The sequence below is a fragment of the Micromonospora rhizosphaerae genome (assembly GCF_900091465.1).
Taxonomy (GTDB): domain Bacteria; phylum Actinomycetota; class Actinomycetes; order Mycobacteriales; family Micromonosporaceae; genus Micromonospora; species Micromonospora rhizosphaerae.
Genome location: NZ_FMHV01000002.1, coordinates 4739264 through 4751802 on the forward strand (window position 1 = coordinate 4739264; position 12539 = coordinate 4751802).

Annotated in this window: 13 protein-coding genes; 6 read left to right on the forward strand and 7 right to left on the reverse strand. The window is 72.0% G+C overall.

The window, feature by feature from the left end; all coding sequences use genetic code 11:
* Window positions 1–4: 4 nt before the first annotated feature.
* Window positions 5–1423 carry an RtcB family protein gene (locus GA0070624_RS22300; protein WP_091344107.1) on the reverse strand — a complete coding sequence of 473 codons (1419 nt, stop codon included), beginning with the start codon at window positions 1421–1423 and terminating at the stop codon, window positions 5–7.
* 75 nt (window positions 1424–1498) lie between these two features.
* On the opposite strand from GA0070624_RS22300, the gene GA0070624_RS22305 reads away from it, so the two are divergent.
* Window positions 1499–2293: an SDR family oxidoreductase gene (locus GA0070624_RS22305; protein ID WP_091344109.1), complete on the forward strand. Its 795-nt coding sequence runs from the start codon at window positions 1499–1501 to the stop codon at window positions 2291–2293.
* A gap of 37 nt (window positions 2294–2330) precedes the next feature.
* Here GA0070624_RS22305 and GA0070624_RS22310 read toward each other — a convergent pair whose 3' ends face one another.
* On the reverse strand, window positions 2331–2936 hold the full coding sequence (locus GA0070624_RS22310) for a hypothetical protein (RefSeq protein ID WP_091344112.1): 606 nt from the start codon (window positions 2934–2936) through the stop codon (window positions 2331–2333).
* Window positions 2937–3109: 173 nt separating this feature from the next.
* Here GA0070624_RS22310 and GA0070624_RS22315 point away from each other — a divergent pair, with 173 nt between their 5' ends.
* From GA0070624_RS22315 to GA0070624_RS22325, 3 genes are all read left to right on the forward strand, one after another.
* Complete coding sequence (locus tag GA0070624_RS22315) at window positions 3110–3991, forward strand: pentapeptide repeat-containing protein (protein ID WP_091344114.1); 882 nt, start codon at window positions 3110–3112, stop codon at window positions 3989–3991.
* A gap of 198 nt (window positions 3992–4189) precedes the next feature.
* On the forward strand, window positions 4190–4426 hold the full coding sequence (locus tag GA0070624_RS22320; protein WP_091344116.1) for a preprotein translocase YidC: 237 nt from the start codon (window positions 4190–4192) through the stop codon (window positions 4424–4426).
* Between the two features lie 44 nt (window positions 4427–4470).
* A complete protein-coding gene (locus GA0070624_RS22325; protein ID WP_091344118.1) occupies window positions 4471–4701 on the forward strand; it encodes a hypothetical protein in 231 nt (76 codons plus the stop codon).
* A 66-nt stretch (window positions 4702–4767) separates the two neighbouring features.
* On the opposite strand, the gene rnhA is transcribed toward GA0070624_RS22325, so the two are convergent.
* The 3 genes from rnhA to GA0070624_RS22340 all read right to left on the reverse strand — a co-directional run bounded on the left by rnhA (window position 4768) and on the right by GA0070624_RS22340 (window position 6984).
* Window positions 4768–5244 (reverse strand): ribonuclease HI, encoded by a 477-nt coding sequence (rnhA, locus tag GA0070624_RS22330; protein ID WP_091344120.1) that lies wholly within the window; start codon window positions 5242–5244, stop codon window positions 4768–4770.
* A 106-nt stretch (window positions 5245–5350) separates the two neighbouring features.
* Window positions 5351–6583 (reverse strand): lycopene cyclase family protein, encoded by a 1233-nt coding sequence (locus GA0070624_RS22335; protein ID WP_091344123.1) that lies wholly within the window; start codon window positions 6581–6583, stop codon window positions 5351–5353.
* Window positions 6580–6984, reverse strand: a complete 405-nt coding sequence (locus tag GA0070624_RS22340) for a contact-dependent growth inhibition system immunity protein (protein WP_091344126.1) — start codon at window positions 6982–6984, stop codon at window positions 6580–6582. Before GA0070624_RS22340 ends, GA0070624_RS22335 begins: the two co-directional genes overlap by 4 nt.
* 91 nt (window positions 6985–7075) lie before the next feature.
* Here GA0070624_RS22340 and GA0070624_RS22345 point away from each other — a divergent pair, with 91 nt between their 5' ends.
* Entirely contained in the window at window positions 7076–7726 is a 651-nt protein-coding gene (locus GA0070624_RS22345; RefSeq protein WP_141715128.1) for a hypothetical protein, read from the forward strand.
* Window positions 7727–7948: 222 nt separating this feature from the next.
* On the opposite strand, the gene GA0070624_RS22350 is transcribed toward GA0070624_RS22345, so the two are convergent.
* On the reverse strand, window positions 7949–9439 hold the full coding sequence (locus GA0070624_RS22350; protein WP_091344131.1) for a CoA-acylating methylmalonate-semialdehyde dehydrogenase: 1491 nt from the start codon (window positions 9437–9439) through the stop codon (window positions 7949–7951).
* The gene (locus tag GA0070624_RS22355) at window positions 9436–10725 is read right to left on the reverse strand and encodes an aspartate aminotransferase family protein (protein WP_091344133.1); all 1290 of its coding nucleotides are present in this window, start codon (window positions 10723–10725) and stop codon (window positions 9436–9438) included. The genes GA0070624_RS22350 and GA0070624_RS22355 overlap by 4 nt, the downstream gene beginning before the upstream one ends.
* Before the next feature lie 125 nt (window positions 10726–10850).
* On the opposite strand from GA0070624_RS22355, the gene GA0070624_RS22360 reads away from it, so the two are divergent.
* On the forward strand, window positions 10851–12455 hold the full coding sequence (locus GA0070624_RS22360; protein WP_091344135.1) for a PucR family transcriptional regulator: 1605 nt from the start codon (window positions 10851–10853) through the stop codon (window positions 12453–12455).
* The last annotated feature ends 84 nt before the right edge of the window (window positions 12456–12539 follow it).

Below are 12539 nucleotides of genomic sequence, written 5' to 3' on the forward strand. Positions count from 1 at the left end.
CCGCTCAGCCCTTCGCCACGCCGATCGGGACGAGCCGGGCCACCCGCCGGCAGAGCCCGGCCCCCTCGGTGGCCTCGATGACCGCGGTGATGTCCTTGTACGCGATGGGCATCTCCTCGGCCAGCCCGCGCCGGGACTTTCCGCGGACCGCGATGTCCTGCGCCTCCAGTTCGCGCCGCGGATCGTGCCCTCGCGCCGCCTTCGTGGCCTGCTTGCGGCTCTGCATCCGACCGGCGCCGTGGCAGGTGGAGGCGAACGCCGGGGCGCCCGGCACCCCGACGAGCACGTACGAGTCGGTCCCCATCGACCCGGGGATCAACACCGGCTGCCCCACGTCGCGCAGATCGTCGGGCAGATCCGAGTGCCCCGGCGGCAGCGCGCGGGTGGCGCCCTTGCGGTGCACGCAGAGCCGCCGCTGGTCGCCGTCGACGCCGTGGGTCTCGATCTTCGCGAGGTTGTGCGAGATGTCGTAGACCAGGTCCAGGTCGCTCCCGGTGATCCGCTGAAAGACCTCCCGCGCCGCATGGTGGAGGAGCTGCCGGTTCGCCCGGGCGTAGTTGGCGGCTGCGGCCATCGCCCCGAGGTAGTCCCGCCCCTCGGGAGACGAGACGGGCGCGCAGGCGAGCTGCCGGTCCGGCACGTCGATGCCGTACCGGGGCATCACCTGCTCCATGGTGTGGATGAAGTCGGTGGCGATCTGGTGGCCCAGCCCCCGTGATCCGCAGTGGATCATCACGGCGACCTGGCCGGCACGCAGCCCGAAGGCGCTGGCCACCGCCTCGTCGTAGACCTCCTCCACGGCCTGCACCTCGAGGAAGTGGTTGCCGGAGCCGAGGCTGCCCACCTGGGCGGCGCCACGCTCCAGCGCCCGCGCGCTGACCTGAGCGGGGTCGGCGTCGGCCACCGCGCCGTAGTCCTCGCAGCGCGTCAGGTCCCGCTCGACCCCGTACCCCCGCTCCACGGCGTACCGGGAGCCGCCGCGCATCACCGCGTCGAGTTCGGCCCGGTCGGACAGGTGCCACACCGCGCCCTTGCCCATCCCGCGTGGCGTCGAGGCCCCCAGGCCGTCCATCAGCGCGTCCAGCCGGGGCCGTAGCTCGGCGCGGTCCAGTCCGGCGGCGAGCAGCCGCACGCCGCAGGAGATGTCGAAGCCCACGCCGCCGGGCGAGACCACCCCGTCCGCCTCGACGTCCGTGGCGGCCACCCCGCCGATCGGGAAGCCGTAGCCCCAGTGGATGTCCGGCATGGCGTAGGAAGCAGTCACGATGCCGGGCAGGGTGGCCACGTTCGCCACCTGATCCAGCGACTTGTCCGCCCCGGCGTCCGGCAGCAGCGGCCGCGACGCGAAGACCACGCCCGGGACCCGCATCGAGTCGTGCCGGTCGATCCGGAACCGGTACGGCGTCTCCTCGACCAGCTCCATGCCGCCCGGCTACCCCGGTCCGGGTCGGTTACACCCGACCTGGTTGAGCTCGACCGGCCCGGGTAGTGCGGCAGCATGCCCCAGCGGTACGCGGACCACCCCAGACTCGCCGTCATCACCGGCGCGGACTCCGGCATCGGCAAGGCCTGCGCGGTGGCGCTCGCCGAGGCCGGCTTCGACATCGGCATCACCTGGCACGGCGACGCGAAGGGCGCCGAGCGCACCGCCGAGGAGGTACGCGCGGCCGGCCGCCGCTGCGAGGCGGCCGAGCTGGACCTGACCCGGCTGCCGGACGCGGCCGCGGTGATCGACGAGCTGGCCGACCGGCTCGGCGGGATCGGCGTGCTGGTCAACAACGCCGGCACCGGCCTCGCCACACCCTTCGTCGACGTGTCGTGGCAGCAGTGGCGGGAGGTGCTCAGCGTCGACCTGGACGGGCCCTTCCTCTGCTCGCAGCGGGCCGCCCGGCGGATGCGGTCGGCGGGCCGGGGCGGCCGGATCATCAACATAACCAGCGTGCACGAGCACGCGCCCCGGGTCGGCGCGTCGGCGTACTGCGCGGCGAAGGGCGGGCTCGGGCTGCTGACCAAGGCGATGGCCCAGGAACTGGCCGCCGACGGCATCACCGTCAACGCCGTCGCGCCCGGGGAGATCGCCACCCCGATGACCGGGCAGGAGGACGTCGACCCGTTCACCGAGGAGCGGCCGGGGGTGCCGGTCGGGCGGCCGGGGGACGCCCGGGAGGTCGCCGCGGTGGTGGCGCTGCTCGCGTCGCCCTCCGCGGCGTACGTCACGGGGGCGTCGTGGCTGGTGGACGGAGGGATGCTGCTGATGGGGCCGCAGGCCAATGCTCTTACTTCTCATGACTGACGGTCGCGCTGACGGCTCCGCTGCGGCAGTCAGGTGGTCAGTCGAGCCAGAACGAGGCCCGGTTGATGTGCACGACCTCTGCGGCGAAGGAGACCAGTGCCACCGCCACACCGAGCGCGATCGCCAGCGCGGGAGATCCGCCCAGCAGCCCGGCCAGCAGGGCCACGCCCAGCCCGATCAACAGTGCGTTGACCGCGCCCACCATGGCCGCCGTGGTCAGCAGCAACTGCCAGCGAGCGGGGGTGGTGCCCACCGCAGCCGCGATCGCCCGCAGGTCGCCCCCGCCGGCCACCGCGTCAGCGAAGAAGTCGTGCTCGCCGGCGAACTGGCGGTGGTAGTAGGCGCGGATGCGCTGGATGCGCTTGAGGTCCAGCGAGTTCTCCACCATGTTCTGCACCAGCCGGGCGAAGGTGAGCAACCCGGTGATCACCAGCGTCGGCAGCACCGCGCCGAGGTACGGCTTGAGCAGGCTCCCGCTGCTGGAGACGAAGCCGAGTCCGATCAGCGCGGCGGAGAGCAGCGTGAGAAACACCGAAGCCCGCCCGACCGACTCGGTGATCGTGGCGCTGCGGGAGGTCTGAAGCACGAAATGCTCGGTGGTCAGGGCGGTGAGCAACGCCTGCTCGCGCGCGTCCTCCTCCATGCCGCCGTCCCCTCCGGTGCTGGATAGGCCCACGATACGAAGATCCGGGGCGCAGCCGAGGTGGAACGGCCCGGTCCGGGGCCCGTCGGGGAGGCCGGCGGCGGGTGGGCGGACAATGGGACAGCGGCGGCCCCAGGCCGCGAGCGGCATCGAACGGCGGGAGACGGGTCAGCATGTCCGAGACAGCGGAGCGGGAGTCGTCGGTGTCCACCGGCGGCCGCGAGTTGCGGGCGGACTGCGCCCGCTGCTTCGGGCTCTGCTGCGTGGCGCCGGCCTTCTCCGCCTCCGCCGACTTCGCCATCGACAAGCCGGCCGGGCAGCCCTGCCCGAACCTGCGGCCGGACTCCCGCTGCGGCATCCACCGCGATCTGCGGGAGCGGGGCTTCCCCGGGTGCACGGTCTTCGACTGCTTCGGCGCCGGCCAGCAGGTCGCCCAGGTCACCTTCGGCGGGCGGGACTGGCGCGCAGACCCGGTGACGGCGCAGCGGATGTTCGACACCTTCGCGGTGATGCGTCCGCTGCACGAGCTGCTCTGGTACCTGACCGAGGCGCTGACCCTCACCCCGGCCGGCGTGCTCCGGGACGACCTGGCCCGCGCGCTCGACGAGACCGAGCGGCTCACCGAGGGCAGCCCGGAAGAGCTGATCGCCCTGGACGTCGACGCGTACCGGGGTCGGGTGAACGCACTGCTGTCGCGGGCAGCCGAGCGGGCCCGGGCCGGTCGGGACGGCGCGGACCGCCGCGGGGCGGTGCTGATCGGGGTGGACCTGCGCCGGGCGAATCTGTCCGGGGCGAACCTCCGCGGCGCCTGCCTGATCGGCGCGGACCTGCGCGGCGTTGACCTGGGGCGGGCCGACCTGACCGGAGCGGATCTGCGCGGGGCGGACCTGCGCGGGGCCGACCTGAGCGGCTGCCTGTTCCTGCACCAGTCCCAGCTCGACGCGGCTCGCGGCGACCACCGCACGGTGCTGCCGGCGACGCTGCGCCGTCCCGCCCACTGGTACCTCAACCTCACCCCGGCACGCCCCGGACGACCGGGCCGGCGGCACCGGTGACGTGCCGCTGACCGCCACCCTGGTGGCCCCTGCCCTTGATCACCGGCCCAGCGCCGCCCGCGGTTCCGCTCGCCGTCACCAGTCGCGCAGCGTCGGCCGGCCGAGCGCACTGAGTGCCGTGACGTTTCGCCGGCGCCCGCCCGGGTAGCCGCACCTGCGCCGGCGCGGCGCCGGCGGCGCAGCCAGGGGAGGCGGACGGTGGGATATCGGACACGGCAGGGCGAGCAGCCGGTCGATCCGGCGCACGCCGAGGACGGGGCCGTTCAGGCCCAGGTCTTCCAGGTCGAGACGGACACGGATGTGCCGGCGCCCGAGGAGGGCGCCCCCAAGCCCGACATCGTCACGACGGACGACGGGTCCGGGGTGGCCGGCGGCTCCTCGGGCAGCAGTTCCGGCGGCTCCAGCATGCCGGGACACCCGGACGCGCCCCACTGACCAGGGCGTTTGCCATCGGCCGACCGGGGGCAGGATTGTTCGACATGACCAGCGAGGGACACTTCGGCCGCGCGGCCACCGACGAACCGGACGGCGCGACGGCCTTCGAGGCGTCACTGCGACCGCCCGGAGACTCCCTGCGGACCACCGACGACACCGGCGACGACTTCGCCGACCTGCCGGCCGAGGAGGCCCGCCCCGCCCGGGAGACCAGCCGGGCCGGCTACGACGTCGACGCCGTCTCCGGCGCCGCCGACCCGAACGCCGAGGAGTGATCCGACCGCCGGGTCAGTCGCGGCTGATCGCCGCGCCGAGGTCGCCCTGTTCGACACTCCCCCGGCTCACCGGGCGGCGGCGACCCCCGCCCGCGCCTCGGCCATGCCGCGGTTGGCCAACGCGTCGGCCCGCTCGTTCTCCGGGTGGCCGTTGTGCCCCTTGACCCAGAGCCAGGTCACGTCGTGCCGGGCGCAGGCGGCCTCCAGGCGCTGCCACAGATCAGCATTCTTCACCGGCTGCTTCGCCGCGGTCAGCCAGCCGTTGCGCTTCCACGAGGCGAGCCAGCCGGTGATGCCGTTGCGCACGTACGTGCTGTCGGTGTGCAGCCGGACGGTGACCGGTCGGGTCAGGCTCTCCAGGGCCTGGATCGCCGCGGTCAGCTCCATCCGGTTGTTGGTCGTCGGCGTCGCCTCGCCGCCGCACAGCTCCCGCTCGTGGCCGCCGTACCGCAGCAGCGCGCCCCAGCCGCCGGGGCCCGGGTTTCCGCTGCACGCCCCGTCGGTCCAGATCTCCACGACCCTGCCGGCCGCCGCGCCCACCATGGCAGGAAACCTACCCGGCATCGCTCGTGGCCCGGCGCACCGCCCCAAGTGTCGCCTGGCGGCCACCATCCACCCACAAGGACGCCAGCTGTCGGCGGCGGGCGCCTCAGCGTGGATCCGTCCGCGATCCGCTCCTTCGCAGGGGGACGAGGGCCGCGTCCCGGCGAAGCCGACCGCGGAGCCGGTCGACGGTGTCGCCGATGACCGCGCCCATCATCGGAAGCAGCGGGCTGGACCGCATCACCGCCAGGTCCTCCGCCGGCGAGGTGGCGCCGTCGAGAAACCGCAGCACCCGATCGGCCGGGTTGCGGGCGAAGAGCCGGTTGAAGAACTCCGGACCGTCGACCCGGCCCCGGTCCAGGGCGCGCAGCGCCACCGCGTCCATCCACCGGTGACGCCGCGGGTACGCGGGCCGCGGCACCGGCGGGCGGCCGGCCGCCAGGGCCCGCGCGACCTGGTCGGCCTGGCGGCGCATCGCGGAGAAGGTGAAGCCGGTCGACGGGCGGGTGGCGCCGCCGGCGGTGCCGAGCCGTACAACCCGCGGCGAGGGGCGGGCGACGAACGGGGCGTCGGTCATCGGGATCACCCCGTTCTCCACCTCCCGGATCCGCAGCGCGGCCGGGTCGAGGCCGGCCAGGCCGACGTAGCGGCGCAGCGCCAGGTCGTACGCGTCGTCGGTGAGCAGCCACGGCGAGAACTCGGTGTACTCCACCAGGGCGTACCGGTCGCTGACCGGGAGCACGTAGCCGAACGAGACACCCCGGGCGGGCTGCGGGGTACGGAAATCCATCAGTACCGCGCGCTCCGGGTCGAACGTCGGCTCGTCGGTCTCCACCCACCAGCCGCGAAAGTGCTGCAGCCAGTTCGTCCGCCCGGGGCGCTCCGGCGGCCGGGGGCGGGAGTCGAGCACCCAGTCGGCGCGCACCAGCGGCCGGCCGTCGGTGCCGCGGACCAGCACCCGCTGGCCGTCGTCGTCGAGGGCGCCGGCCGCGGCGCCGATCCGGGTGGCGCCGAGGCGGCGTTCGGCCTCGGCAGCCCGGGCGTAGACCGCGTCCGAGCGGAGCATGGCGTACCGCAACGGGGCGAGCGCCAGGACGCGGCGACCGGCGGGCGTGACCACCTCGACCCGCGACCACCTGGCGCTGAGCATCGGGTCGAGGTCGTTGCCGGGGCGGTCCCAGAACGCCCAGGTGCGGTCCTGGCCGCGCTTGTGCACCGGGTCGACCACGGCGATCCGCAGACCGGACACGCCGTACCGGTCCAGCGCGGCCAGGACGAGGGACGCGGCGCCACCGCCGCCCACCAGCGCGAGGTCGACGTCGACGGGTGCTGCGTTCACCCGGCCACGCTGTCACACTCGGCGAGGAACCGGACTATCTGGTCTCGCAGTTCGCGGTCACGGAGTTCAGCGCCGGCAACGAGGGCCAATAGGACATCGGCGAGGCGTTCGCGCCGGACGTGAAGGTTCGACCAGGCGGCGTCCGGTAACCGCAGCACGTTCCGGAGAAGATCACCCGGATACAGGTCACCCTCGGCGAGCGGTTCGCGGACGAGGATGTCAACGGCGCGTGGCAGCAGTACCGGCACGGCGATCTCCTGGCCGAGCATGATGCGCAGGTCCTCCACCGTGAAGTCCGACAGCGGCTTGCGCCGGAGTTCCGTACAGCGGCGCACCAGATTCGTCGATCCGGCCCCGGGATCGGGCCACACCTCCCGCTCATGCTCCTCGATCGTCGTCACAGGCACAGGTTATGGTTCCTGGCGTGTAACCGGGAAGCGACGGTCGGTGCTGGGGGTTTTCATCGTTGTGCTGCACCGGTACGGTGCCCGGATGCGACATGTCGGAACCTTGATTGCGGCAATCGTCATCGGTCCGGTGGCCTGGATCCTTCTCGCCATCGGCCAGGACCGCTCGGTCCAGGCCTTCACCACGGCGCAGAGCAGCGGTGCCTTCAACACGGGTGACTTCATTCGGACGGCGCTGCTGCTGGCAGCGGCCGGCATCCTGCTCGGGCTCGTCGCCACCCTGCGATTCTCCCCGCTCGGCGCGGCGCTGACCGGGGTCGTGTACGCGGGCAGTTATCTCGCCATGGTGACCCGCCCGACCTGGCTGCTGAGCCTCCTCGGCCACAAGGTGACCGTGGCCGGCCAGCACGCCGATATCGCCACCCCGGTGCGGACCGGCACCACGCTGCTAATCGGTGCCGCGTTGCTGGTCGCCGTGCTCAGCATCCAGCGCTGGCGGCGCTGGCCGAAGCCGGACGCCGATATGCCCGAAAAGGAAGCCCCAAATCGATTTTCCTCGTTTGCCGCTCCGGAGCGCGATCGCCCGCTCGGCGCGGAAGGCCTCGGCCTGACGACGGCAGACCCGACCCCGCAGCCCTACGCGACCACCGTTACCGACACCGGAGCGCAGCCGACCGGGATCGGTGCTACCCACTGGGCGAACAGCCTGCGGCGCAGCTCTGAGGTGCGGCGGTAATCACGCCGACTGGGTCAACGCATTGGTGTCCTGGACGAGAGTCACGGTCAGGGCCAGCCTCGCGATCCACGGCACGGCCGGGCCACCCGTGTCGCCTCTGCGGCCGCTGCTACCACGGCAATCCTTCACCTGGTCAGAGCTGGGGCGCTGACCAGAGCCGGTGGAACGATCATGGCGTGCGGTTGTGACGGGAGGCCGACCCGGGCGGAGCGGTGCCGGTGTTCAGGTGTTCTGTGGGAAGCCGAGGTTCACGCCGCCGTGCGACGGATCGAGCCACCGGCTGGTGACCACCTTGGCCCTGGTGAAGAAGTGCACACCGTGCGGCCCGTACGCGTGCGAGTCACCGAACAGCGAGTCCTTCCAACCGCCGAACGAGTAGTACGAGACCGGAACCGGGATCGGCACGTTGACACCGACCATGCCGACCTCGATCTCATTCTGGTATCGCCGCGCGGCGCCGCCGTCGTTGGTGAAGATGGCGGTGCCGTTGCCGTACGGATTGGCGTTCACGAGTTCGACCGCCGCGTCGTAGCTGGGCACCCGCACTACCGAGAGCAACGGACCGAAGATCTCGTCGGTGTAGATGGACATATCCACGTCGACGTGGTCGAAGAGCGTTGGCCCGAGCCAGAAGCCAGCCTCGTCACCGTCGATCGAATGACTGCGGCCGTCGACCACCAGCTTCGCGCCCGCCGACCGGCCGGCGTCCAGATATGACCGCACCTTGGCGCGGTGCGCCCCGGTGACCAGCGGTCCCATCTCGCAGCCCGCGCGGCGACCGTCGCCGACATGCAGTCCGGCGATCCGCTCGCTGATCTTGCCGACCAACTCGTCGCCAACCGGGTCCACCGCCACGACGACGGAGATCGCCATGCAGCGTTCACCGGCCGAGCCGAACCCGGCCGAGACGGCGGCGTCCGCGGCGAGGTCGAGGTCGGCGTCGGGCAGCACCACCATGTGGTTCTTCGCGCCGCCGAGCGCCTGCACCCGCTTGCCGTTACGCGTTCCGTTCTCGTAGACGTAACGGGCGATCGGAGTGGAGCCGACGAACGAGATCGCCTTGACCTCCGGATGCTCGAGGATCCGGTCGACCGCCTCCTTGTCGCCGTGCACGACGTTGAACACTCCATCCGGCAGCCCGGCCTCGGCGAAGAGCTCCGCCAGGAAGTTCGATGCGGACGGGTCCTTCTCGCTCGGCTTCAGCACCACCGTGTTGCCGCACGCGATGGCGTTGGGCACGAACCACAGCGGCACCATCGCCGGGAAGTTGAACGGGGAGATCACCCCGACCACGCCGAGCGGCTGCTGGATGGAGTACACGTCCACCTTGGTGGAGGCGTTCTCGCTGAAGCCCCCCTTGAGCAGCTGCGGGATGCCGCAGGCGAACTCCACCGCCTCCAGCGCACGCTGTATCTCGCCCGCCGCGTCGGAGAGCACCTTCCCGTGCTCGGCGGTGATGATCTCGGCGAGGTCGGACTTCCGGGCGTTGAGCAGCTCGCGGAACGAGAACATCACGTTCGCGCGTTGGGCGAGGGAGGCGTTGCGCCAGCGGGAGAAGGCTTCCCGGGCAGCGCTGACCGCCTCGTCGACGTCTGAGGCGCTGGCGAAATCGACCTGCCCGGTGACCTGACCCGTCGCGGGGTCGTACACGTCACCCGCGCGCTGCGCGATGCCGGTCCACGCCTTGCCGCCGATCCAGTGCGTGATCCTCATGCCGACACCGCCTCGACGGCCTCGGCCAGGATGCCCAGCGCCTCCTCGGCCTCGTCCTCGGTGAGCGTCATCGGCGGCGCCAGCCGGATCACGTTGCCGTACAGGCCGCCCTTGCCCACCAACAGTCCGCGTCTGCGCGTCTCCTCCAACAGGGCGGTTGCGGCCGCGGGGTTGGGCTCGCCGGCCGGGCCGACGAGCTCAAGGGCGATCATCAGACCCTTGCCCCGTACGTCGCCGACCACCGGATGCGTCGCGGCGACCGAGCGAAGGCCGTGGATCAGACGATTGCCCAGCTTCGCGGCGTTCGCCTGCAGGTCGTGGTCGAGCAGGTAGTTCAGGGTGGCAAGGGCTCCCGCGGTGGCGACCGGGTTGCCGCCAAAGGTGGAGATCGAGTTGGCCTGCAGGCAGTCCATCAGCGCCGCGCGCGCGACGACACCACCGATCGCCAGGCCGTTGCCGAGTCCTTTGGCGAAGGTCATCGCGTCCGGCACGACGTCGTGCGCCTGGATGCCCCAGAAGTGCTCGCCGGTACGGCCCCAACCGGTCTGGACCTCGTCGGAGATGAACAGGATGCCGTACTCGTCGAGCACCTTCTTGAACTCGCGGAACAGGCCGTCCGGCGGGGAGGCGAACCCGCCCACCCCCTGAATCGGCTCGACGATCATGCACGCCACGTCTCCGGCTGTCCCGGTCTCGATCACCTCACGGAGATCGGCGACGCACGCCTTGACGTAATCGGCGTCCGACAGGTCCTTGAAGGGGCTGCGGTACCGGTAGCCACCGTGCACCCAGCTCACCTTGATCGGGCTGAGCGCGCTGGCCGACCAGCCGCGGATGCCGGTGATCGCGACCGTGGCGAACGCACGGCCGTGGTAGGAGTTGCGCAGCGCGAGCACCTGCCCGCTGCGGCGGTACTGCGTGACGAGCATCAACGCGGTCTCGTTGGCCTCCGTGCCCGAGTTCGTGAAGAACACCTTGGCGTCCGGGATCCCGGACTGGTGCGCGATCTTCTCGGCAAGCTCGACCTGCGACTCGATCAGGTACAGCGTCGAGGAGTGCAGCACGCCGGTGTCGATCTGCGAGCGGACGGCGTCGCTGATGTCGGCCACGTCGTAGCCGACGGAATTGGTGAGGATGCCACCGAAAAAGTCGAGGTATGTCCGGCCCTCGCGATCGGTCACCCGGCGACCGTGCGCGCTGGCGATCTCGATCGGCTCTTCGTAATAGAGGGCCAGCCAATTCGGCATCACGGACCGGTGTCGATGCAGCAGCTCCCGATGCGCCATCGCGTCCTCCGTATCTCGTACCTGAGCCGAGTGTCGCGAGACTTCGGTGGTCGCCGCCACCGACAACCTGTACGGGTCGGCATCGATGGCACTACGTTGTGTGCAGCCCTCGCAGAGGAGGCCGCATGTACCCCACGGTCGCCGAAGCCATAGCGTTGCCCGTGATCCGGCGCGGCAGGCCACGCGTCGTCGCCGGGTCGGCCGGCATGCAAGGGCCCGTCCGCTGGGTCCATGTGGCGGAGGTCGCCGACATCGCTCATCTGCTGCGGGGCGGCGAACTCGTGCTGACCACCGGCATCGCGCTGCCCGATGACGGTCCGGCACTGACGACGTACGTGGACGACCTGGCCGCGGTCGGCGCGGCGGGGCTCGTGGTGGAGCTCGTCCGGCGCTGGAGCGACCGCGTGCCGGACGCGCTGGTGGCGGCCGCGGACCGACACCGGCTGCCATTGATCACGCTGGCCCGGGAGACGCAGTTCGTGTCCGTCACGGAGGCGGTCGTGGCGTTGATCGTGGACGCGCAGCTCGCCGAGCTGCGGGCGGCTGAGCAGGTGCACGAGACGTTCACCGCGCTCACGGTCGCCGGGGCGGAGCCGGCCGAGGTTCTGCGCGAGGTCGCGAGGATCTCCGGGCTGCCGGTCGTCCTGGAGACGCTGGGGCACGACGTGCTCGCGTACGACGCGGCCGGGCACGACCCGATCGAGTTGCTGACCGACTGGGGGCAGCGATCCAGGTCCGTGGCGGTGTCCCAACGGACCGCCTACGACGAGGAGGCCGGCTGGCTGATCACCGCGGTCGGCGCGCAGGGCGCCGACTGGGGGCGGTTGGTTCTGCTCTCGCCGGGCCCTCCCCCGCACCGTCACGTGGTGGTCGCGGAGCGGGCCGCATCGGCGCTGGCGGTGCACCGGCTGGTGGCCCGGGACCGGGAGAGCCTGGAGCGGCAGACGCACCGGATGTTGCTCGCGCAGCTGCTCGGCCAGGCGTTGCCGCCTCCTGATGTGACCACACGGGCGGCCGCGTTGGGCGTTCCGCTGGAGCGGCGGCAACTCGTCGGGGTGGCGATCCGGCCGGGCAGCATCACGCCGCGCGCCCCCGCACTGGCCACCCAGGAGGTGCTGCGGGACCTCGCGGAGGCCACCGCGTTGGCCGCGCGACGGGTGAGCGTGCCGGCGTTGGTGGGCGTCGTGGACGACACGAGCGTGCGCGCGTTGTTGTCGTTGCCCGCGCAGGCGGAGGTCGACGCGGTCCTGCGGCGCCTGGCCAGAGAGGTGCACCGCTCGGCCGCCAGTGCCATGGTGGTGGCGGTCGGGACGACCGTGTCGCACGTGTCGGACGTGCGGCGAAGTCTGGGCGAGGCCGCGCACGTCGCCGGTGCCGCGCTACGGTCCCCCGGCACCCAGCTCTACCACCGGTTGGATGACGTGCGACTGCGCGGCCTGCTGCACCTGCTGCGCGAGGACGAGCGCGTCCGGGCCTTCGCCCACCGGGAGCTCGGACCCCTGTTGGCGCGGGATGACAGCCAGGGCAGCCGGCTCCTGGAGCTGCTGCGCTGCTTCTGCGAGCGGGGCGGGAACAAATCGGCGGCGGCCGCCGCGGCGCACCTGTCGCGTACGGCCTACTACCAGCAACTGTCGCGGATCGCGCAGGTGCTCGGGGTGTCGCTGGAGGACCCGGAGTCGATGCTGTCCCTGTACGTCGCGCTCCTGGTGCACGAACTCGACGACGCGTGACGGGGCAAGCACGCAGGTATGAGGCCGGAATCCACCACTGCGCCCATTGACAGGTCACCGCGGGGCACGGCGTGGACAGAGTGT

Coding starts and splice junctions, on each gene's coding strand:
- GA0070624_RS22305 (WP_091344109.1), top strand. CDS start 1,499: ATGCCCCAGCGGTACGCGGACCACCCCAGACTCGCCGTCATCACCGGC.
- GA0070624_RS22355 (WP_091344133.1), bottom strand. CDS start 10,725: ATGGCGCATCGGGAGCTGCTGCATCGACACCGGTCCGTGATGCCGAAT.
- rnhA (WP_091344120.1), bottom strand. CDS start 5,244: ATGGTGGGCGCGGCGGCCGGCAGGGTCGTGGAGATCTGGACCGACGGG.
- GA0070624_RS22310 (WP_091344112.1), bottom strand. CDS start 2,936: ATGGAGGAGGACGCGCGCGAGCAGGCGTTGCTCACCGCCCTGACCACC.
- GA0070624_RS22345 (WP_141715128.1), top strand. CDS start 7,076: ATGCGACATGTCGGAACCTTGATTGCGGCAATCGTCATCGGTCCGGTG.
- GA0070624_RS22315 (WP_091344114.1), top strand. CDS start 3,110: ATGTCCGAGACAGCGGAGCGGGAGTCGTCGGTGTCCACCGGCGGCCGC.
- GA0070624_RS22350 (WP_091344131.1), bottom strand. CDS start 9,439: ATGAGGATCACGCACTGGATCGGCGGCAAGGCGTGGACCGGCATCGCG.
- GA0070624_RS22325 (WP_091344118.1), top strand. CDS start 4,471: ATGACCAGCGAGGGACACTTCGGCCGCGCGGCCACCGACGAACCGGAC.
- GA0070624_RS22360 (WP_091344135.1), top strand. CDS start 10,851: ATGTACCCCACGGTCGCCGAAGCCATAGCGTTGCCCGTGATCCGGCGC.
- GA0070624_RS22300 (WP_091344107.1), bottom strand. CDS start 1,423: ATGGAGCTGGTCGAGGAGACGCCGTACCGGTTCCGGATCGACCGGCAC.